Below are 21,162 nucleotides of genomic sequence, written 5' to 3'. Positions count from 1 at the left end.
TTGATCCTTTACGATTTTAAACTTTTCAATTTTTAAAAATAAATCTTATGAAATCCAAACAAATTCTTCTTTTGATATTATTTATTTCCACTTCGCTTTTTGCGCAAAGCACAGCACCACAATTAGATAAAATTAAGCAGCAAGATCTAAAAGATGATTTATATGAACTGGCGGGTGACGCCTTTCGGGGACGAAGAGGAGGAGAACTTGGCGAAATGCGAGCTTCTGTTTGGGTGGCTCAAAAGGCCCGTGAAGCTGGCCTTAAACCTGCAGGCGAAGATGGAACCTACTTCCAATTCTTTAATCTGAAACGCAGCCGTGTGGCCAATAGTAGTACTGTTAGTGTAAATGGTAAAGCACTTGATCTTTGGAAAGAGATTTGGCCAACTAATTTGGTTGACACTACCCTAGAAGGCTCCGTAGTTTGGCTGGACAAAATACCGGATAATACTGTCGATCTGAAAGGCAAAATTGTAGCTATGAATATTATGCCTCCAACCCCCATTATTCAAGACTGGGTGAGCCTCTGGCAATATCGTTATACCGCTTCTGCCATGAACCAGCAGGGAAAAGAACTCCTCAGCCGCGGTGTTACTGCTATAATTTTTGTTGCTGATGACACTGTAGAATCACTTATCTCATTTACGGGATTTCATTATCAAGAAGGAAGTTATGGAATAGAAGGTGCCCAATCCTCTACTGCAGCTACGGTACCAATTATATTGGCAAGTAAACAGTTAAAGAATATGTTTTCTAAACAAGGCGCTTATTTAAAAACTACTTTGAAGGTAGAAAATTTTGACTATCCTTCTATTAATGTTGTTGCTAAGGTTGATGGAACTGATCCTAAACTCAAAGAGGAATATGTTTTATTCAGCGGTCACCAGGACCATGACGGAGTAGGACCTGCAGTTAACGGGGATCCTATCTGGAACGGTGCTGATGATAATGCATCAGTAACGGTAGCGATGCTTGCAATAGGGAGTGCGTGGAGTACACAACCCGCTAAGCGATCGGCTTTATTTGTGTGGCACGGATCTGAGGAAAGGGGTTTATTGGGTTCTCGCTATTTTGTTAGCCATCCCACCGTTAAACTACCCTCCATAGTTGCTGTTTTAAATGGCGATATGATAGGACGCAATGCACCTGATTCTGCTGCACTATTGGGCGCAACAGAACCTCATCTTAATTCTTCTGACCTTGTAGCTATCACTTTAGCAGCTAATAAAAGTATTGCCAACTTCAAAGTAGATACTTCTTGGGATGCTGCAGATCACCCAGAGAATTGGTACTTCCGAAGCGATCATCTTCCCTATGCTCAAGCTAATGTTCCAGCAATATTTTTTACCACCTTATTACACCCTGACTACCATACCCCCTTCGATAGCCCAGATAAAATTGACTACGTAAAACTTACTAAGATGGCAAAGTGGATCTATGAAACCGGATGGAGAGTTGCTGAAAGTGCCAAACGTCCTGCTTTAACTATTGAAATAAAAAAATAAAAAATAACTACTTATTATGTTCTTAATAGACAAGCCATTTGTTTCCGATTTTCTTATCAAAACAATAAAAGATAATAATTATAAAATAATTGCAACCAAAGTAGCAAAAGAATTGGTAAAAGATGATTCTTTGTCATGGATAGCCGAAGAGGAAGCAATCACTTTACTAAAAAATAATCCAGAAATTTCTCTTTATAGCAATTCAGAGAACGCATTAGCTTGGATCGATCAATACTATGGAGAAAGTGAATTATCAAGTCAATTACACGTTTTAAAAAATAAAGTAAAGTTTAGAGAACTTATAAAAGAGTTGTTTCCCGACTTTTATTTCAAGCAAATAAGTATTGAAGAAATCCAACGATTGTCCGATGATGAGATTCGGTTCCCATTTGTAATTAAACCTGCTGTTGGTTTCTTTAGCATAGGAGTTCATATAGTAGAAAATGAGAAAGACTGGGTAAAAGCTAAAAGTGAGTTACAACCTGATAAACTTAAAAGTATATTTCCTGAAAATGTATTAAACACAAGTAATTTTATTATTGAAGAATTTATTCGTGGAGAAGAATATGCAATCGATTATTATTACGACAATAATGGAGATGCTGTTTTGTTAAACGTTTTACACCACCTCTTTTCATCCGGAACAGATACAAGTGATCGGGTTTATTCAACATCCAAAGCAATCATTGAAAAGTATAAAATTGATCTTGAATATTTTTTAAGTAAAATTGGTAAAGAGTTACATTTAAAAAATTTCCCGGCTCATGCAGAAGTCCGCATAGATGAAAATGGGAAAATAATCCCTATCGAGGTAAACCCTTTACGCTTTGGTGGATTTTGCACCACGGCCGACCTTCTAGGAGTAACTTTAGGTTTTAATGAATACAAATGCTTTTGTGAAAACAAAAAACCAGACTGGAATACTATATTTAAAGGAAAAGAGAATAAAACATTTAGTGTCATTATTTTGGATAATAATTCAGGAATAATTCCTTCGGATATTTTAGGATTTAACTATTCAGGTCTTGCTAAAGATTTTGAAAAACCGATAGTAATTAGAGAATTAGATATAAATAAATATCCTGTATTTGGATTTGCTTTTATTGAAAGTGCTGCCAGTAATAAAAAGGAATTAAATGATATTCTAACCTCTGATTTAAGAAAATATATAGTATCGAAATAAGGAAAATTTTAAAGTAACATGCTTTAGCCATCATAGAAAGTTAAGAAATAATCTTAATTTTAATCTATGAAACAAGTGCGCAAAATTTACGAAAAAGCTTTTAAAGAAAAAGCTGTCCAAAGCTAGACTTGGTTGCGTGGCACAATAAAAGCATCTGCGCTATTTTACCTTTCAGCAAATTCCACAAAAAAAGCCCCAATCGGGGCTTTTTACATATAACAAATTCAAGTTCTTATTTACTCAAATACATTTTTCTTCTGGAGTATAATTCGTAGAATTGATCGTCTTTCAAATCATCAATAAACAAGATGCTTTCTCCTGTTGATTTCATTTCTGGTCCTAATGCTTTGTTCACATTATGGAACTTGCTGAAAGAGAAAACCGGTTGCTTGATGGCATATCCTTTCAATTGCGGATTAAATTTAAAATCGGTTACTTTATTATGCCCTAACATTACTTTGGTCGCATAGTTCACATACGGTTCTCCGTAAGCTTTTGCAATAAACGGCACCGTACGAGACGCTCTAGGATTTGCTTCAATGATGTAAACGATATCATCTTTGATTGCAAACTGAATGTTGATTAAACCAACGGTTCTCAAAGCCAACGCAATATTTTTAGTGTGGTCTTTTATTTGTTGCATTACAAATTCACCTAAGTTAAACGGTGGCAAAGTCGCGTTACTATCTCCAGAGTGCACTCCGCAAGGTTCGATGTGCTCCATAATTCCTATGATGTACACATTTTCGCCATCGCAAATCGCATCAGCTTCCGCTTCAATTGCACCATCCAAATAATGGTCTAAAAGCAATTTATTTCCTGGAATCGTTTTCAATAAATTGATTACGTGCTCTTCCAGTTCTTGTTTGTTGATTACAATTTTCATTCCTTGACCACCCAACACATACGAAGGACGAATCAATAATGGAAAATCTAAAGTATCCGCCAAAGCTGAAGCTTCATCCGCTGTTTCAGCGATTCCAAATTGTGGAAAAGGAATTTTTAAATCGGTCAACAATTCTGAGAAACGACCTCTGTCTTCGGCTAAATCCAATGCATCAAAACTCGTTCCTATAATTTTAATACCGTATTTAGACAGTTTTTCGGCTAGTTTCAGGGCCGTTTGACCTCCTAACTGCACAATTACCCCTTCTGGTTTCTCATGTTGAATAATATCGTAAATATGCTCCCAGAAAACCGGTTCGAAATACAATTTATCTGCTGTATCAAAATCAGTCGAAACTGTTTCCGGATTACAGTTGATCATAATCGTTTCATAACCACATTCTTTGGCGGCAAGCACCCCGTGAACACAAGAATAATCAAATTCGATTCCTTGCCCAATTCTATTTGGGCCAGATCCAAGAACGATTATTTTCTTTTTATCGGTAACAATACTTTCATTGTCAACGTAACGGGTTCCGTCCGCTTTTTCTATTTCGGCTTCAAAAGTCGAGTAATAATAAGGCGTTTTTGCTTTGAATTCCGCCGCACACGTATCCACCAATTTGAATACACGATTGATGTTCATTGTAGTTCGCAGCGTATGTACCTGGCTTTCCAAGCAACCTACCATGTGAGCAATTTGTCTGTCGGCGAAACCTTTTTGTTTGGCTTCTAATAGCAATTCTCTGGGTAAAGAATCCACTTTATAAGTAGAGACTTCTTTCTCTAACGTATAAAGCTCTTCGTATTGTTTCAAGAACCACATATCGATTTTAGTGATTTCATGAATGCGGCTCAATGGAATTCCCATCGCGATAGCATCATAAATCACAAAAACACGATCCCAACTCGCAAAAGTCAGTTTCTCGATAATTTGTTCGTAGTTTGTATATCCTTTTCCGTCAGCACCCAGACCATTTCTTTTGATTTCTAATGATTGAGTCGCTTTGTGCAATGCTTCTTGGAACGAACGTCCAATTCCCATTACTTCCCCAACAGATTTCATTTGAAGTCCTAACGTTCTGTCAGCACCTTCGAATTTATCAAAGTTCCAACGTGGAATTTTTACAATCACATAATCCAAAGTTGGTTCGAATAATGCCGAAGTCGATTTGGTAATTTGATTTTGCAGTTCATCTAAGTTGTACCCCAAAGCTAGTTTGGAAGCGATTTTTGCAATAGGATATCCCGTTGCTTTTGATGCCAAAGCAGAGGAACGAGATACACGAGGATTGATTTCAATCGCTACGATGTCTTCCTTATCGTCAGGAGAAACGGCAAACTGCACGTTACAACCTCCGGCAAAGTTTCCGATACTTCTCATCATCAAGATTGCATAATCACGCATTCTTTGAAAAGTCGTGTCAGATAATGTCATTGCTGGCGCCACAGTGATGGAATCACCGGTATGGATTCCCATTGGATCCATATTTTCGATCGAACAGATAATCACAACATTATCGTTTTTGTCTCTCAAAAGCTCCAATTCGTATTCTTTCCAACCCATTAAAGCCTTGTCAATTAAGACTTCATGAATAGGAGATGCTTCTAAACCTCGGGTTAGAAGTTCGTTAAAATCTTCTTTTTTATAAACAATAGCCGCTCCTGTTCCACCTAAAGTAAACGAAGGACGAATTACTAATGGGAAACCAAATTCCTGAGCAATTTCTTTTCCTCTCAGATAAGACGTACATATTTCTGCTGGAGCAGATGGCACTCCGATTTTTTTCAAAAGCTGTTTGAACTGTTCTCTGTCTTCAGTAATGTTAATGGCGTTAACATCCACCCCAATTAATTTCACGCCAAAATCCTGCCAAATCCCTTTTTCATCGGCTTCTAAACAGAGATTTAAAGCCGTTTGCCCTCCCATTGTAGGTAGGACTGCATCAATCTGAGGATGTTCTTTTAAAATTTGAATAATCGATTTTGTCGTTAAAGGCAATAAATAAATGTGATCCGCCATTGAAGGATCGGTCATGATTGTTGCCGGATTCGAGTTGATCAAAATAACTTCGATTCCTTCTTCACGAATAGAACGTGCAGATTGCGATCCCGCATAATCAAATTCGCATGCTTGACCAATAACAATAGGACCTGAACCTATTATTAAAACTGATTTTATGGATGTATCTTTTGGCATTGTGTGTAATTATAGTGTTGTGTAGTTGTTGTTTTGAAAAGATTAAAATTACTGAACTCAAATCTTTTAACTGTAAATCTTAAACATTTTTTAACGATTAGGTATAAAAAAAGGCGATACTAAAAAAAGTAACGCCTTATTTATGTTTATACAAACATTATTTTTTGTGTCTTGGTTCGCAAGAAACAGTCAATTTATGTCTTCCTTTAGCTCTTCTACGCGCAAGAACTTTTCTTCCATTAGCAGAAGCCATTCTGTCCATAAATCCGTGCTTATTTCTTCTTTTTCTTTTCGATGGTTGAAACGTTCTTTTGCTCATTGCTTTGTATCTTTAAAATCTTATTTATATGTCTTCCTATTTTTGAATAACTGTTATTCTAAAACCGAGTGCAAATATACAAAGACTTTTTTTTCTCACAAGTAGTTTTGTAAAAATATTTTCAATTCATTTTACTATATTTGTCATCTTAAAATAATCACACTATGTTTCACAGAAATATTAAACTTATTATCGCCGGACTTATTATAGCTACTGGCATTTGGCAATTTAAAGAAAGTAATATTGGGAATGGAATATTCCTTATATTATTAACTGTAATCCCTATTTTCCTTTACTTCAAAAACGAATTCATCCTATTAGCCTTCTTAAAACTACGAAAACAAGATTTTGAAGGTGCCAAAAAATGGTTGGCGTACATCAAAAATCCGGAAACGGCTTTGATACAAAAACAGCAAGGCTATTTTAATTACCTGCACGGGATCATGCTTTCGCAAACGAATATCAATCAAGCAGAGAAATATTTTAAGAAAGCCATTGAACTCGGATTATCAATGGACATGGACTTGGCTGTAGCCAAATTGAATCTGGCCGGAGTTGCCATGACACGTCGTCGTAAACTTGAAGCCACTTCCCTATTGAACGAAGCCAAAAAATTAGACAAACAGAATATGCTGAAAGAGCAGATTACTATGATGAAACAACAAATGAAGAAAATATAGTTTTTATAATTATCGAAAAAAGGGTCAAATGATACACATTTGACCCTTTTTCTTTGGTATATATCCTAATTTTTGGAATAAAACTGCTTCATGTTTTCTTATATCAATATCCGTTATTAATACTAAATTGATAAAATTAGCCACAGATTAAAAAGATTCAACTGATTTCTTAAATACAAAATAAAATCTGTGCGAATCTTTGAAATCCGTGTCAAAAAAATGCTTGGCACACTTTGCGGACATTCCTATTTTCTTAAATGCCTTATATAGTTCAAAAAAATCAGTTAATATCCTTTTAACGGAATTTCGATTTGGTATTTCTTACCGGTATCATTTATTAATTTTGTTTCTCTAAGCCAAGGATTATGAATTTTCAAAATCTTATAGTTAATCCCTTGGCCTTTTGCAAAATCAGCTAAATCTGCAATCGAACTGTCAATTTCTATTTTCCGAGTGGGCAGCGTTGCGTATAATTCTTCGGGAGCAATCCTAAAATTGTATTTTTCTGGATTTTCCATAATTTCTTTCAAGGCTAAAATTCTGAAAACATAGCGGGACGTTTCTTCGGTAAGCAACAAATCATAATAATTCGATACTTTTTGAATCTCAATTTGTTTGTTTACTCCTGTCATTCCGCCATTATACGAGGCTGCTGCCAAAGTCCAACTGCCAAATTTACCTTTGGCACTCAAAAAATAACTGCACGCTGCCTGGGTTGATTTCTCAAGATCATAACGCTCATCCACATTTTCATTGACTTCCATGCCGCGTTCTTTGGCCGTTTCCGGCATAAATTGCCAGATTCCCCTTGCCCCTGCCGGAGAAACTACATTCACTAATCCACTTTCAATAACGGCCAAATATTTGAAATCATCCGGAATACCGTTCTTTTTTAGAATAGGCTCAATTACTAAAAAAGCACGACTGGCTCTTTTTATTGCCAAAATTGTAGAAGCATGTAAATTGACATTCACCTGTAATTCCCGGTCAAATCGTTCCTTGACATCTGCTATTTTCAACGGAGTTGCTTCCCCTGAAAAATTCAGTTTTTCAGGAAAAAAAGATGCCGATTCTCTTTTTAACACTTTTTCAACGTCCGGATTTGTAGTGGCAAAAACTAATATCCCACTCGCAAAAACTACGGTAAGCACTAGAATCACTTTATTCATTACTTTCATCTTTTCTTTTTTTATACCTTTAGAGTAGTTGCGAAAGTGCGTTTGTTTCTTTTTTGGTTTCCAATATAATGGAAGGCAAATTTTCATTCAACCATTTGTATTTATTCAAAATCATAATATGTGTTCCTCCTTTTACAACGATACAATTCTTAATATATTTTATAGGAAACACATCATCCATATCTCCATGAATATGAATCACGTCTGGGTCTGCAACTATTCTGTCCCAAAGAACAACCTGCTCTACTGCCCAATTCAAATAGCGAATATCCCGAACCGAAAGGAATTTTTTATACAATTTTAATCTTTGATTCACTTTTTCTCCAAACGAAAATTTAGCCAGGTTTTCCAGATTCAAAATCAAACTCATAGGAATCAGCTTATAAGCCTTCGTTGTTTTAGCAATTTTTAATCGGCGTGGAAATTCTAAATTACTTTTGACACTCGAAATGATAATCACTTTTGAGACAGCTATACATCTGGCGATTTCCTGAACCAAAATACCTCCAAATGAAACACCTATCAAAACGGGATTTTTATGCTTGATTTTCTTAGCTATCCTATTGGCATAATCCATCAGCGCTTCATTGTCCAACGGAATCTCCCACTCTAATAAATGGATCTCAAAACGATCTTCCGGAAGTGCAATTCGTTCAAAAATAGCGGTACTTGCCGCTAATCCTGGCATTAAATAAACTGGAATTTTACTCATAATTGTTTTAACGATTTTATAACAACATTCCCCTTTTTTATAGCGAATTTTGTATAAAATTAATTTTTTTATTGGAACCTGCTGTAACTAAGTAAGTCGAAAGTTTAAAAGTTGTAAAGTCAAAAGAATTAACTTTAAGCAAAATAGCTTTAAATCAGATTGTTACATAATTTTATCCTGATTTTAAAATACGACATTATACCATGGTTATTACTTATCATCTTATATTATTAATAATTTATGACTACACAACTATTTGAATCAAACACTAGGGGCAAAGCTGATTTTGGCTGGCTAAAAGCCAATTTTTCTTTTTCTTTTGGAAATTATTTCAATCCGGAACGTTTGCAATTTGGAATGTTACGTGTTTTAAATGATGATATCATCAAGGGCGGAATGGGTTTTGGGACTCACGGTCATGCCAACATGGAAATTATCACCATTCCTCTTGAAGGCGGCTTGAAACATCGTGACAGCATGGGAAACATAGGTGTCATTGGTTTTGGAGAAGTTCAGGTAATGAGTGCCGGGACTGGAGTAGAACATTCTGAAATGAACGCAAGCCACATAGACGAAGCCAAAACGCTACAGCTTTGGGTCTTTCCTGACAAAGAAGAAGTTACACCAAGATACGACCAAAAATCATTTGATATTGAGAATCAAATCAATACCTTTGTAAATATCGTTTCGCCAAATGATATGAATGATGGCAATGCACTTTGGGTTTACCAGAAAACCTTTTTTCATTTAGGAATTTTTGACAGCAACACTCGTTCGACCTATCAGGTTCGAATTCCTAATAACGGTGTGTACTTATTTTTAATCGAAGGCGAAATAGAAGTTAACAACCATGTTTTGAAGGCAAGAGATGCCATGGGAATAACCGATTTTGAGGCATTTGAAATCAAGATTATTACCAAATCAAAAATACTTTTGGTAGAGGTACCAATGAATTAGCGTTAATTATTATGGAGGCAGCAATCACTATGGAAATCAAAGACAACACTTTTGCAAGACAATTTGAAACTATGGTCGACGAAGGATTAGTTTCTGTTGAATATTCGTTTCAGGAGAAAAAAATATTTTTGACAAAAATAAATGTACCGGAATCCTTTGAAGATGAGGAATTCATTTCTAAATTTCTAAAAAACATTATGGAAATTGCGATAGAACGAAAATTTAAAGTTGTTCCTATCCTTCCAAAAATAGTTGTTTTTTTTAAAAAGAACCCTATTTACAAAGAGTTGCTTCCTCCGGGAATCAGACTCTAAAAAAAAGAGGCTATATTCTTGAATACAGCCTCTTTTTTTATGTAGATTTTCAAGCGATTACTTCTCTATCTCTCGCATACTGTCCATTTTTTTGTGCGCTAGGAAACCCGCAATATCCTCAAAATGTTCCACTACTCTTTTGTTTCCAAACTCAAAAACCTTAGTGGCTAATCCGTCTAAGAAATCCCTATCGTGAGAAACGATAATCAATGTACCATCAAAATCGCGCAAAGCCTCTTTGATGATGTCTTTGGTTTTCATGTCCAAATGATTCGATGGCTCATCCAGAATCAATAAATTCACCGGTTCCAATAATAATTTAATCATTGCCAAACGGGTTTTCTCTCCTCCGGAAAGCACTTTCACTTTTTTGGTTACATCATCGCCCTGAAACATAAAAGCCCCCAAAATATCTTTTATTTTAGTTCGAACATCCCCCACGGCAATGTCATCGATGGTTTCAAAAATAGTCGCATTTTCATTTAATAAAGAGGCTTGATTTTGAGCAAAATAACCAATTTGGGCGTTATGGCCAATTTCTAAACTACCACCATTGATTTCGATTTGTTTCATAATGGCTTTGATCATCGTCGATTTTCCTTCTCCATTTTTCCCTACAAAAGCCACTTTTTCGCCTCTTTCGATCACCATATTTGCATTCGAAAAAACCACATGCTCTCCATACGATTTTGATAAATCTTTTACAATTACGGGATATTGACCGGAGCGAGCAGCTGGTGGAAATTTTAGTTTCAAAGCAGAAGTGTCTACCTCATCTACCTGAACGATAACGAGTTTCTCTAACATTTTTACACGGGACTGTACAGCATCCGTTTTAGAAAAAGTTCCTTTAAAACGATCAATAAAAGTCCTGTTATCCGCAATCATACGTTGCTGTTCATCGTATGCTTTTTGTTGGTGCACGCGTCGGTCTTTTCTTAACTCTAAGTAATGAGAATATTTGGCTTTATAATCATAAATACGTCCCATTGTAACTTCGATGGTGCGATTCGTAATATTATCGACAAAAGCTTTATCGTGCGAAATAACCACAACCGCTTTGGCGGAATTAATCAAGAAATCCTCTAACCATTGAATACTTTCAATATCCATGTGATTGGTAGGCTCATCCAGCAAAATTAAATCTGGTTTTTGCAAAAGAATTTTGGCAAGTTCAATTCGCATTCTCCAACCACCAGAAAATTCCGTAGTTTGACGGTTAAAATCTTCGCGAACAAATCCCAGACCAAGTAGAATTTTCTCCACTTCGGCTTCATAATTTACTTCTTCAATAGCATAAAATTTCTCGCTTAAGTCAGAAACTCTTTCGATCAATTTCATATAAGCATCACTTTCATAATCGGTGCGAATCGTCAATTGTTCATTGATTTCATCGATTTCGGCTTTCATACCAAAGATTTCACCAAAGGCTTTAGAGGTTTCTTCCATAACCGTTGCGCCATCTGTAGTCAATAAATGCTGAGGCAAATACGCTACTACGGCGTCTTTTGGCGCTGAAATATTCCCAGTTGAAGGCTTACTTTGACCCGCAATAATTTTAAGCAGTGTCGATTTTCCTGCTCCATTTTTACCCATTAGGGCAATTTTATCATTTTCATTTATGGCAAAAGAAACATCACTAAAAAGTGTCGTTCCACCAAATTGTACGGAAATATCGTTAACTGTAATCATTATTTATTTGTTGATTTGGTAATTCGGTTAATCGGTTAAATCAATTAAACGATTTTTTAAAAGTGCAAAGATAGATTAATTAAGTACTTTGTTTACTATAAAATAAAAGCTTGCAGAAAGAGAATAAAAATTCTGTTCCTGCAAGCTTTTAAAAAGAAATACTCAAACTAAGTAATAACCATGGTATAATGTCGTATTTTAAAATCAGGATAAAATTATATAACAATCTGATTTAAAGCTATTTTGCTTAAAGTTAATTCTTTTGACTTTACGACTTTTAAACTTTCGACTTACTTACGCTTCTTTATTTGTATTGATCTCGTCCCATAATGGCGCATTCATAACACCAATATTTTGTGGATTAAACACTGGATTCTTACCTTCTTTTCTTTGTTTTTCGTAATCTTTTAATGCTGCGAGAGCTGGTTTTTGCAACAGCAGGATTGCAATAATATTACACCAAGCCATAATCCCCACACCAATATCACCAATATTCCAAATCAACTTAGCTTCATTGACACAGCCATACATAACCACTAGTATCATCACCACTTTTAACACGCGATTGAACATGTGCGAATTTATCTTTCTGGTCAAGTACGAAATATTAGTTTCAGCAATATAGTAATATGCCAAAATAGTGGTGAAAGCAAAGAAAAATAACGCAATAGCCACAAAGAAAGAGCCAAAGCCAGGAAAAACACTATCCATAGCGCTCTGTGTATAGCCTGTCCCAGCAGTAACATTTTGCGCTCCCTCGTACAAAAATTCAGTGGCCCCATTTGTACCTAAGACCGGATTTTCTACATTATATCTACCGGTAATCAGCAACATAAAACCGGTTGCACTACAAATCAATAATGTATCTATATAAACTGAAAAAGATTGCACTAAGCCTTGTTTTACCGGATGCGACACATTTGCAGCAGCGGCAATATGCGGTGCAGTACCCTGTCCCGCTTCATTAGAATAAAGTCCTCTCTTTACACCCCACTGAATTGCCAATCCAATAACGGCTCCAAATCCGGCTTCCTGATTAAAAGCACTTGTAAAAACCAAAGAAATAACGCCCGGTAGCTCGCTAAAGTTCATCCCTATTATCACAACTACAAGCAAAATATAACCAATGGCCATGATAGGAACCACGATCTCAGTCACTTTTGCAATTCTTTTTACCCCACCAAAAATAATCGCTCCAAACACAAGAGCAACAACAACGGCGGTAATTCTAGTATCAAGATTGAAGGCATTCTCTAAACCTTCAGCAACCGAATTGGACTGAATACCGGGCAGCAAGATTCCTGCAGAAATAATAGAAACTATAGCAAACAAGATGGCAAACCACTTAACACCCAAGCCTCTTTCGATATAAAAAGCAGGACCTCCTCGAAACTGTCCCAAATGTTTTTCTTTGTAAATTTGCGCAAGAGTCGCCTCTACAAATGCGGTACTCGCACCCAAAAAAGCAACCATCCACATCCAAAATAAAGCACCCGGACCACCAAAGGTTATTGCTGTAGCCACTCCGGCAATATTTCCCGTACCAACCCTGCCAGCCAAAGACATGGATAACGCTTGAAAAGACGAAACACCAGATTCTGAACTTTTGCCATCAAACAGCAAACGAAACATTTCCTTAATGTGCCGCAGTTGAAGAAAACGAGTCCGAATAGAGAAATAAAGCCCCGTTCCTAAACATAAAATTATTAAAGGCGTACTCCAAACTATTTCATTTATCATTCCAACAATCTCTTCCATATATTCCATTTATATTAATAATCCGACCAATTAATTTTTATAAAACTATAACATAAAGCCAAAGAAAACTAACTAAGAGCCCTCTAAAACCCAAATAAACTCTTAATCCACTTAAAACCAACGGCTGAAACAGCGTCTTATTTGTATTCAAAAAAAGATGTATCCATTCTCTTTTTCTTGTTTTTATAAAGAATCCATTTTTATTCCATTAAAAAAAATGCTCCATTCAATTGAATGGAGCATTTTTTTGTTTTAAATAATTCTGACAGCTTAGCGAAAGTAATTATTCCTTCCTCCACTTTTTAGTTTCTTCAAAAACATGTTCAAGAATAGCCGCTTCTCTTTCATCAAAAGCTACGTTTCGGCGACTCATTACCAGTCGAGCTGTTTCAAATGCTTTCTTGGTAATATAGGTCGTAAAACCGGAAGCCCCGCCCCAAGAAAAACTCGGTACAAAATTGCGTGGAAAGCCGCTGCCAAAAATATTAGCACTTACGCCTACTACCGTTCCGGTATTAAACATCGTATTAATTCCGCATTTACTATGATCTCCCATCATCAATCCACAAAACTGAAGTCCGGTTTTAGCAAAACCTTCGGTTTCGTAACTCCATAATTTTACTTCTTCATAATTATTTTTTAAGTTTGAATTGTTACTATCCGCGCCAATATTACACCATTCGCCAAGAACAGAATTCCCTAAAAAACCATCATGTCCTTTATTCGAATACCCAAACAATACCGAATTATTAACTTCGCCTCCAATTCTAGAATGCGGACCTACGGTTGTTGCTCCGTAGACTTTGGCAGCCATTTTTACGGTTGCGTTTTCGCACAAGGCAAAAGGACCTCTGATGACAGAACCTTCCATAATTTCAGAATCCTTACCTATATATATTGGACCTGTTGAAGCATTTAAAGTAACAAACTCTAACTTTGCGCCTTCCTCGATAAATATATTTTCGGGAGCGATGACGTTGACACTTTTTGGGATGGGCTGTGACCTGCGGTCTTCGGTTAAGATTTCGAAATCTTCCCGAATGGCGGCATCATTTTTAGAAAAAATATCCCATGTATTTTGAACCGTCAAACAATCGTCCTGAAATTCTATAATTTCATAGGAATCAAAATCTACTTCTTCTTGTTCTTCAGTGGTATAAAAAGCAATCACTTCATCTGCTCTAAAAATGGCCTGATTGGGTTCCAGATTACTAATCATTTCTACCAAAATAGCATTGGGCAGAAAAGAAGCATTGATCATCACATTTTCTTCTAGTTCCACCATAGGGAATTTTTCAGACAAATAGTCCTCCGTCAAAGTAGTTGTGGTAGAGCCTAAATGCATTTCCCATTTTTGACGAATGGTCATAATCCCAATAAGAATATCCGCAACAGGACGTGTAAACGTAAAAGGCAGTAAGGCGTTTCGAGCGGGACCGTCAAAAAGTATGTAATTCATATATTTTTTTTTAAAATGTATCCGTACGGACAAGTCGTGACTTGTCTGTACTTTTAAGCAGTGCCAAAGTTACAAAGTTTTCAAATAGATAAAAATAAAAAAAGCCTTCCATCTCGAAGTATCGGGAGGAAGGCTTTACTATAATTAAAAACAAGCTTTTATTATTTAGCGTGTTTAGCATATTTCGTTTTAAATTTATCAATACGTCCTGCAGTATCGATAAGTTTAGATTTACCGGTGTAAAAAGGGTGAGAAGTTCTGGAGATCTCCATTTTTACAACTGGATATTCAACTCCGTCAACTGTTAACGTTTCTCTTGTATCTGCAGTAGATTTAGTGATAAAAACATCTTCATTTGACATGTCTTTAAAAGCAACTAATCTGTAATTTTCTGGGTGTACACCTTTTTTCATCTTGTTATTCTTTTTTATTTGTTTGGCTATAAGTCATTTTGAAGCTTTTCTTCTGACAGAAAAGGTATAAATGTATTATAACTTTTTGTTTTTACACTATTATTTTGAGTCTGCAAATTTACAATTTTTTTCCAATAAACAAATCTTTGTCTCACTTTTTTTATATAATCGTAAAAAGTGATTTTTAGTCCCGAATATATTGGGAATTGTTATATTTGTAGATTAATTCTAAAACAACACATAATGATCAACGAAATAATTAAAAAAAACGGTGTAACCTACGGTGTAATTGCAGGAGTACTATTATCATTGATTACTGCTGTTATGTACGCTATAGATATCAAATTATTTATCGCATGGTGGACTACCCTTTTAAGCTTCTCTGTTTTTATAATCGTTCCTATCATAATGCTGTCAAAAACAAAAAAGGAATTAAATGGCATTCTTTCTTTTAAAGAGGCCTTTACTACCTATTTTATATCAGCAGTGGTTGCCGTTCTTATTTCTGTTGTTTTTAAAATCATTTTATTTAATTTTATTGATCCTTCCGTAAAGGAGACTCTTTTAGACTTAACCATAAAATATTTAATTAGTACGTCTGAACAGTTTGGGGTTCCGGCATCCTCATTGAATGAAACCGTTTCAAAATTAAGAGAAACGGATCCGTATTCGATCGTTGAACAATTAAAAGGATCTGTTTTCGTACTCTTTTTTTGTGCCATATTAGGATTAATCATGGCAGCATTCTTTAAAAGTAACACTACACAAGAATAAAAGTAATGAATTTATCTATACTCATACCGCTTCTTAATGAAGAGGAATCCCTTAATGAACTCTACCGCTGGATTATCAAAGTGATGCAATCTCATAATTATTCTTATGAAATCCTTTTTCTGGATGATGGAAGCACGGATAATTCCTGGACACTTATCGAAGGATTTGCCCAAGAGAACCCTCATGTAAAGGGAGTTCGTTTCATGAAAAATTTTGGAAAATCACAAGCGTTGCATGCTGGTTTTGCAAAAGCGCAGGGTGATGTTATAATTACTATGGACGCCGATTTACAAGATAGCCCGGAGGAAATTCCAGGTTTGTACGATATGATCACCAATGGCAAATATGATTTGGTTTCCGGATGGAAAAAGAAACGCTACGACTCCGTAGTGGCAAAAAACCTTCCGTCTAAATTATTCAATTGGGCTGCCAGAAAAACCTCTGGTGTAGCATTGAATGATTTCAATTGCGGATTGAAAGCTTATAAAAATGTTGTGGTAAAAAATATCGAAGTTTCGGGTGAAATGCACCGCTACATTCCGGTTTTGGCAAAAAATGCCGGTTTTGGAAAAATTGGTGAAAAAGTAGTGCAACATCAAGCTAGAAAATACGGTCAAACAAAATTTGGAATGGAACGTTTCATCAATGGTTTCCTGGATTTAATTACCATTTGGTTTCTTTCTCGTTTTGGAAAAAGACCGATGCATTTATTTGGCGCCATGGGATCGTTGATGTTTATCATTGGGTTTATGCTTGCCGGATATATTGGTGTTTCCAAATTATACCACATGTACAATGACATGCGCTATAGCCTGGTAACGAATAATCCTTGGTTTTATATTGCGCTAACGACAATGGTTTTGGGAACACAATTGTTTTTAGCTGGCTTTCTGGGCGAAATTATTTTGCGAACAAAAAATAATGAGGAACGCTATAAAATTTCGAAAGAACTGAATTAACGAGATCAATCTTTTTGTATAATTATTTTTTTTAAGGTCCCAAATTGTGACCTCAAACATTTAGAAGTTATAGAATTAAAAATTATACACAAAAAAATAGTGGAGATATAGAGAATTCAACGTGATGCTTGATTTTGGTTTAGCCTTGTTATACAATGTTGAAACACGCATTTTATAGCAAGTCGTACGAAGAAACAGCTCTCGATTCCCCAGAAATTTTATGTTTATGCTGACCGCAACTGAGACAAACTAACTGGTATCACAAGCTGTGACACCCTAAAAAAGCAATATTAGTGTTGCTTTGCCTTTTGCGTTTACAGAACAAGGGATCGCAATGCTCTTGATTGTCTAAAAAAAGCAATAGAAAATCAATTTGCTTTCGCCTGTTCGTCTTTCAGACTCGAGTCTGGATATTTACAACGCATTAAATTATTTGGTAAATAAAGATAATACGACTCAAAAGGATTCTGAACGAAATAGAATTGGGTACAAAAAATAATTTTTGAAAAAACGAGTACTAGCCCTGATAGCAATGGAAATCCTTTTTTGAGGTTTTTACCGAAAAAAAGATTGAAATGAATAGCAGGAAAAAGCTCCGAAAAATTTATAAAAATGGAAATTAAACGACACATTTTAGACGCCGTAAATGAATGGCTTACGCCAACATTTGATGCTGCGACTCAGGAAGCAATTACTGAATTGATGACTACATCACCAAAAGAGCTGGAGGAAAGTTTTTATAAAAACCTGGAATTTGGAACCGGCGGAATGCGCGGTGTCATGGGCGTAGGAAACAATCGGATCAATAAATATACGCTTGGGAAAAGCACGCAAGGTCTTTCGGATTATATGCACACTGTCTTTCCAAACCAGCCTTTGAAAGCGGTTATTGCTTATGATTGCCGTCACAATAGCGATACGTTGGCTAAGTTAGTTGCGAATGTTTTTAGTGCCAATGGGATTGAAGTGTACTTGTTCTCGGAGATGAGACCTACACCAGAATTGTCCTTTGCGGTGAAACATTTGGGGTGCCAGTGTGGCATTGTGCTTACGGCATCACACAATCCGCCGGAATATAACGGATACAAAGTGTACTGGCAAGATGGTGGACAAATTGTGCCACCGGAAGATGAAGGAATTATTACTGTCATTGAAAATTTAAATTACAATCAGATCAAGTTTACTGCCAATGAAGATTTGATTCATTATATAGATACGGAAATTGATACGGCTTTTATCCAATCGACGATCGAAAATGCTAGTTTTGGAACTTCGGCTGTAGCCAAAGAAAAGCTGAATATTGTATTTACTTCCTTGCACGGAACCTCTATAAAACTAGTTCCTGATACTTTGGCGCAAGCGGGGTATCCAAATGTGAATATCGTGGAAGAACAACGAGTACCCAATGGTGATTTCCCTACTGTGAAATCGCCAAATCCGGAGGAACCGGAAGCCTTGACCATGGCGTTAGCACTTGCCGATAAAGTAAATGCGGATATTGTTATTGGGACGGATCCTGATTGTGATCGTTTGGGAGTTGCTGTTAGAGACAATGAAGGTAAAATGACGTTGCTAAACGGGAATCAAACCATGATTTTGATGACTGCATTTTTATTGGAACAATGGAAAAAAGCAGGTAAAATTAACGGCAAACAATTTGTGGGCTCTACGATCGTTTCCACACCTATGATGATGGAATTAGCGACAAACTACGATGTAGAATGCAAAGTGGGTTTGACTGGTTTTAAATGGATTGCCAAAATGATTAAAGACTTTCCTGAATTGGAATTCATAGGTGGTGGTGAAGAAAGTTTTGGCTATATGGTGGGCGATGCGGTACGGGATAAAGATGCTGTTGCAGCTACTTTATTGATTTGCGAACTTGCAGCTCAGGCTAAAGCCAAAGGAAGTACGGTGTACAAAGAATTATTAACACTCTATGTTGATAACGGATTTTATAAAGAACACTTGGTTTCGTTGACTAAAAAAGGAATGGATGGTTTACAGGAAATCAATCAGATGATGGTTGACATGAGGGAGAACCCACTGAAAGAGATCAACGGACAACGCGTGATTATGCTGGAAGATTACCAATCATCAATCGCTAAAAACCTTTTGGACGGATCCGAGTCTACAATGACCATTCCAAAATCGAACGTGTTGATTTATTACACGGAAGACGGGTCTAAAATTTGTGTCAGACCAAGCGGTACGGAACCAAAAATAAAATTCTACATCAGTGTAAATGCTGAACTATATTCAGTAGAAGATTTTCAGGAAGTAGAAACCGTATTGAACGAGAAAATTAAAAATATTATTATTGCAATGCAATTGAACTAATGGACAAAAATTTAATCAAATTAATTCCCTTTACAAAACCATACAAAACACATATTATCTGGAATGTGGTGTACAATATTTTGTATGCTTTATTTAGTACCATTTCAATGTTGACGCTGCTTCCAGTACTTCAGGTGCTTTTTGGCAAAGTCAAAACAGTAGAAAAAGAGCCAATATATACCGGAATAGGGAATATAAAAGACTACGGGACTGATCTTTTGTATTTTAAAATAACCGAATTAACAAAAGACAATAGTGCTCAGTTTGCGCTTTTATTAGTCGTTTCATTAGTCATTGTCACTTTTTTATTCAAAAATTTATTCAATTACCTCGCTTCGCATCACATCATGCACCTTAAAAATGGTGTATTACGCGATTTACGAAAATCAATGTATGATAAAATAGTTGAATTGCCCATATCCTATTATTCCGAAAAAAGAAAAGGAGACATTATGGCGCGAATGCTGGGCGATGTCAATGAGGTTCAAAACTCTTTTTTCTCAATACTGGAACTTATCGTAAAAGAACCATTAACGATTGTTTTTGCAATAGTCACCATGTTTTTCATAAGCGTTGAACTAACGTTTTTCGTTTTGATCTTTATTCCGATTTCGGGATTTATCATTTCAAAAATCGCTAAAAACTTGAGAGCACAATCTTTACAGGCACAAAAAGAAAGTGGTTTTCTGATTTCAATAGTTGATGAAAGCCTAGGTGGTTTAAAAGTGATTAAAAGCTATAATGCCGAACCTAATTTTAAAAACCGATTCAACGATTCGGTAACCCGATTATTGAATTTATCCAATAGTATAGGCGACAAAAATAATTTGGCAACGCCATTGAGCGAATTTTTAGGAATTACGACTATTGCTGCCTTGCTATGGTATGGTGGAAACTTAGTCTTAATTGACAAAACCCTTGAAGGTGCCGCTTTTATTGTTTTTCTTACGCTGGCCTTCAACATTCTTACTCCTGCCAAAGCTATTTCGAAAGCATCGTATGCCGTGAAAAATGGTTTAGCCGCTGCAGAACGAGTTTTTGAAGTTTTAGAAGTCGAAAACGAAATCACTTCAAAAGAAAATGCAATCGAAAAAAACACTTTCGATTCCAATATCACAATCAAAAACATTAACTTTAAATACGAAAAAGAGAATGTGTTGAAAGACTTTACTCTTGAAGTAAAAAAGGGACAAACGGTGGCTCTTGTTGGGCAATCTGGAAGCGGAAAAAGCACCATTGCCAATTTGCTCACCCGTTTTTATGACACCAGTGAAGGCGAAATCACCATTGATGGAGTTAACATAAAAGATTTTAGTTTAAAATCGCTTCGGGACTTGATGGGCTTGGTTACGCAGGACAGCATCTTGTTTAATGATACGATCAAAGCCAATGTTGCCCTGGGAAAATTAGACGCAACCGATGAGGAAATTATCGAAGCGTTGAAAATTGCCAATGCCTATGAATTTGTAAAAGATTTACCGTTAGGGATTCACACGAACATTGGCGACAGCGGAAACAAACTTTCCGGAGGTCAAAAACAACGTTTATCGATTGCCAGAGCCGTTTTGAAAAATCCACCAATTATGATTCTGGATGAGGCCACATCAGCATTGGACACCGAAAGCGAAAAATTCGTTCAAGTCGCTTTAGAGAACATGATGCAAAACCGAACTTCGATTGTGATTGCGCACCGACTATCAACCATTCAAAAAGCGGATAAAATTGTGGTGATGCAAAAAGGAAAAATAGTAGAACAAGGAACACATGACGAATTAATTACTCTTGATGGAACCTATCATAAATTAGTGACGATGCAGTCATTCGAATAACACTT

At 36.1% G+C, this 21,162-nt stretch carries 17 protein-coding genes; 9 read left to right on the top strand and 8 right to left on the bottom strand.

From position 1 onward, the window contains the following. Positions 1 to 47: 47 nt before the first annotated feature. Together EKM03_RS03860 and EKM03_RS03855 are read left to right on the top strand one after the other, a co-directional pair. Positions 48 to 1,505, top strand: coding sequence for a M28 family peptidase (locus EKM03_RS03860; protein ID WP_126739897.1), 1,458 nt, complete (start codon positions 48 to 50; stop codon positions 1,503 to 1,505). A gap of 16 nt (positions 1,506 to 1,521) precedes the next feature. Then, a complete protein-coding gene (locus EKM03_RS03855) occupies positions 1,522 to 2,688 on the top strand; it encodes an ATP-grasp domain-containing protein (protein WP_126568640.1) in 1,167 nt (388 codons plus the stop codon). A gap of 232 nt (positions 2,689 to 2,920) precedes the next feature. On the opposite strand, the gene carB is transcribed toward EKM03_RS03855, so the two are convergent. Continuing rightward, on the bottom strand, positions 2,921 to 5,773 hold the full coding sequence (gene carB / locus EKM03_RS03850; RefSeq protein ID WP_126561686.1) for a carbamoyl-phosphate synthase large subunit: 2,853 nt from the start codon (positions 5,771 to 5,773) through the stop codon (positions 2,921 to 2,923). Positions 5,774 to 5,930: 157 nt separating this feature from the next. After that, on the bottom strand, positions 5,931 to 6,092 hold the full coding sequence (gene rpmH, locus EKM03_RS03845) for a 50S ribosomal protein L34 (RefSeq protein WP_007136275.1): 162 nt from the start codon (positions 6,090 to 6,092) through the stop codon (positions 5,931 to 5,933). Positions 6,093 to 6,256: 164 nt separating this feature from the next. Between rpmH and EKM03_RS03840 the strand changes: the two genes are divergently transcribed. Then, entirely contained in the window at positions 6,257 to 6,772 is a 516-nt protein-coding gene (locus EKM03_RS03840) for a DUF2892 domain-containing protein (RefSeq protein ID WP_126561685.1), read from the top strand. Between the two features lie 284 nt (positions 6,773 to 7,056). Here the strand turns inward: EKM03_RS03840 and EKM03_RS03835 are convergent, their stop codons facing one another. Continuing rightward, on the bottom strand, positions 7,057 to 7,950 hold the full coding sequence (locus EKM03_RS03835; protein ID WP_126568638.1) for a lytic transglycosylase domain-containing protein: 894 nt from the start codon (positions 7,948 to 7,950) through the stop codon (positions 7,057 to 7,059). Between the two features lie 19 nt (positions 7,951 to 7,969). Continuing rightward, a complete protein-coding gene (locus EKM03_RS03830; RefSeq protein ID WP_126739896.1) occupies positions 7,970 to 8,662 on the bottom strand; it encodes an alpha/beta hydrolase in 693 nt (230 codons plus the stop codon). A gap of 240 nt (positions 8,663 to 8,902) precedes the next feature. Between EKM03_RS03830 and EKM03_RS03825 the strand changes: the two genes are divergently transcribed. Next, the gene (locus tag EKM03_RS03825) at positions 8,903 to 9,619 is read left to right on the top strand and encodes a pirin family protein (protein WP_126555852.1); all 717 of its coding nucleotides are present in this window, start codon (positions 8,903 to 8,905) and stop codon (positions 9,617 to 9,619) included. 29 nt (positions 9,620 to 9,648) lie between these two features. Continuing rightward, positions 9,649 to 9,933, top strand: coding sequence for a GNAT family N-acetyltransferase (locus EKM03_RS03820; RefSeq protein WP_126463288.1), 285 nt, complete (start codon positions 9,649 to 9,651; stop codon positions 9,931 to 9,933). A 57-nt stretch (positions 9,934 to 9,990) separates the two neighbouring features. Here the strand turns inward: EKM03_RS03820 and EKM03_RS03815 are convergent, their stop codons facing one another. The 4 genes from EKM03_RS03815 to EKM03_RS03800 all read right to left on the bottom strand — a co-directional run bounded on the left by EKM03_RS03815 (position 9,991) and on the right by EKM03_RS03800 (position 15,255). Further along, positions 9,991 to 11,625 carry an ABC-F family ATP-binding cassette domain-containing protein gene (locus tag EKM03_RS03815; protein ID WP_126463208.1) on the bottom strand — a complete coding sequence of 545 codons (1,635 nt, stop codon included), beginning with the start codon at positions 11,623 to 11,625 and terminating at the stop codon, positions 9,991 to 9,993. 294 nt (positions 11,626 to 11,919) lie between these two features. Further along, on the bottom strand, positions 11,920 to 13,383 hold the full coding sequence (locus EKM03_RS03810; protein WP_126563305.1) for a sodium:alanine symporter family protein: 1,464 nt from the start codon (positions 13,381 to 13,383) through the stop codon (positions 11,920 to 11,922). 283 nt (positions 13,384 to 13,666) lie between these two features. Then, positions 13,667 to 14,842, bottom strand: a complete 1,176-nt coding sequence (locus tag EKM03_RS03805) for a GlmU family protein (protein ID WP_126454386.1) — start codon at positions 14,840 to 14,842, stop codon at positions 13,667 to 13,669. Between the two features lie 161 nt (positions 14,843 to 15,003). After that, a complete protein-coding gene (locus EKM03_RS03800) occupies positions 15,004 to 15,255 on the bottom strand; it encodes a type B 50S ribosomal protein L31 (protein ID WP_126454388.1) in 252 nt (83 codons plus the stop codon). Between the two features lie 243 nt (positions 15,256 to 15,498). Here EKM03_RS03800 and EKM03_RS03795 point away from each other — a divergent pair, with 243 nt between their 5' ends. From EKM03_RS03795 to EKM03_RS03780, 4 genes are all read left to right on the top strand, one after another. Then, on the top strand, positions 15,499 to 16,029 hold the full coding sequence (locus tag EKM03_RS03795; RefSeq protein ID WP_126463204.1) for a DUF4199 domain-containing protein: 531 nt from the start codon (positions 15,499 to 15,501) through the stop codon (positions 16,027 to 16,029). Positions 16,030 to 16,034: 5 nt separating this feature from the next. Continuing rightward, positions 16,035 to 16,988 (top strand): glycosyltransferase family 2 protein, encoded by a 954-nt coding sequence (locus EKM03_RS03790; RefSeq protein ID WP_126463202.1) that lies wholly within the window; start codon positions 16,035 to 16,037, stop codon positions 16,986 to 16,988. 612 nt (positions 16,989 to 17,600) lie between these two features. Further along, positions 17,601 to 19,328, top strand: a complete 1,728-nt coding sequence (locus tag EKM03_RS03785) for a phospho-sugar mutase (protein ID WP_126739895.1) — start codon at positions 17,601 to 17,603, stop codon at positions 19,326 to 19,328. Next, a complete protein-coding gene (locus EKM03_RS03780) occupies positions 19,328 to 21,157 on the top strand; it encodes an ABC transporter ATP-binding protein (RefSeq protein WP_126739894.1) in 1,830 nt (609 codons plus the stop codon). Before EKM03_RS03785 ends, EKM03_RS03780 begins: the two co-directional genes overlap by 1 nt. Positions 21,158 to 21,162 lie beyond the last annotated feature (5 nt).

This window comes from Flavobacterium sp. GSP6 (assembly GCF_003984855.1).
Classification (GTDB): domain Bacteria; phylum Bacteroidota; class Bacteroidia; order Flavobacteriales; family Flavobacteriaceae; genus Flavobacterium.
The sequence above is the reverse complement of the archived record's forward strand: the minus strand, read 5'-3'. Positions and strand labels throughout refer to the sequence as shown.

Coding starts and splice junctions, on each gene's coding strand:
- EKM03_RS03795 (WP_126463204.1), top strand. CDS start 15,499: ATGATCAACGAAATAATTAAAAAAAACGGTGTAACCTACGGTGTAATT.
- EKM03_RS03785 (WP_126739895.1), top strand. CDS start 17,601: ATGGAAATTAAACGACACATTTTAGACGCCGTAAATGAATGGCTTACG.
- EKM03_RS03855 (WP_126568640.1), top strand. CDS start 1,522: ATGTTCTTAATAGACAAGCCATTTGTTTCCGATTTTCTTATCAAAACA.
- EKM03_RS03825 (WP_126555852.1), top strand. CDS start 8,903: ATGACTACACAACTATTTGAATCAAACACTAGGGGCAAAGCTGATTTT.
- carB (WP_126561686.1), bottom strand. CDS start 5,773: ATGCCAAAAGATACATCCATAAAATCAGTTTTAATAATAGGTTCAGGT.
- EKM03_RS03800 (WP_126454388.1), bottom strand. CDS start 15,255: ATGAAAAAAGGTGTACACCCAGAAAATTACAGATTAGTTGCTTTTAAA.
- EKM03_RS03860 (WP_126739897.1), top strand. CDS start 48: ATGAAATCCAAACAAATTCTTCTTTTGATATTATTTATTTCCACTTCG.
- EKM03_RS03810 (WP_126563305.1), bottom strand. CDS start 13,383: ATGGAAGAGATTGTTGGAATGATAAATGAAATAGTTTGGAGTACGCCT.
- EKM03_RS03815 (WP_126463208.1), bottom strand. CDS start 11,625: ATGATTACAGTTAACGATATTTCCGTACAATTTGGTGGAACGACACTT.
- EKM03_RS03840 (WP_126561685.1), top strand. CDS start 6,257: ATGTTTCACAGAAATATTAAACTTATTATCGCCGGACTTATTATAGCT.
- EKM03_RS03830 (WP_126739896.1), bottom strand. CDS start 8,662: ATGAGTAAAATTCCAGTTTATTTAATGCCAGGATTAGCGGCAAGTACC.
- EKM03_RS03780 (WP_126739894.1), top strand. CDS start 19,328: ATGGACAAAAATTTAATCAAATTAATTCCCTTTACAAAACCATACAAA.
- EKM03_RS03835 (WP_126568638.1), bottom strand. CDS start 7,950: ATGAAAGTAATGAATAAAGTGATTCTAGTGCTTACCGTAGTTTTTGCG.
- EKM03_RS03820 (WP_126463288.1), top strand. CDS start 9,649: ATGGAAATCAAAGACAACACTTTTGCAAGACAATTTGAAACTATGGTC.
- rpmH (WP_007136275.1), bottom strand. CDS start 6,092: ATGAGCAAAAGAACGTTTCAACCATCGAAAAGAAAAAGAAGAAATAAG.
- EKM03_RS03790 (WP_126463202.1), top strand. CDS start 16,035: ATGAATTTATCTATACTCATACCGCTTCTTAATGAAGAGGAATCCCTT.
- EKM03_RS03805 (WP_126454386.1), bottom strand. CDS start 14,842: ATGAATTACATACTTTTTGACGGTCCCGCTCGAAACGCCTTACTGCCT.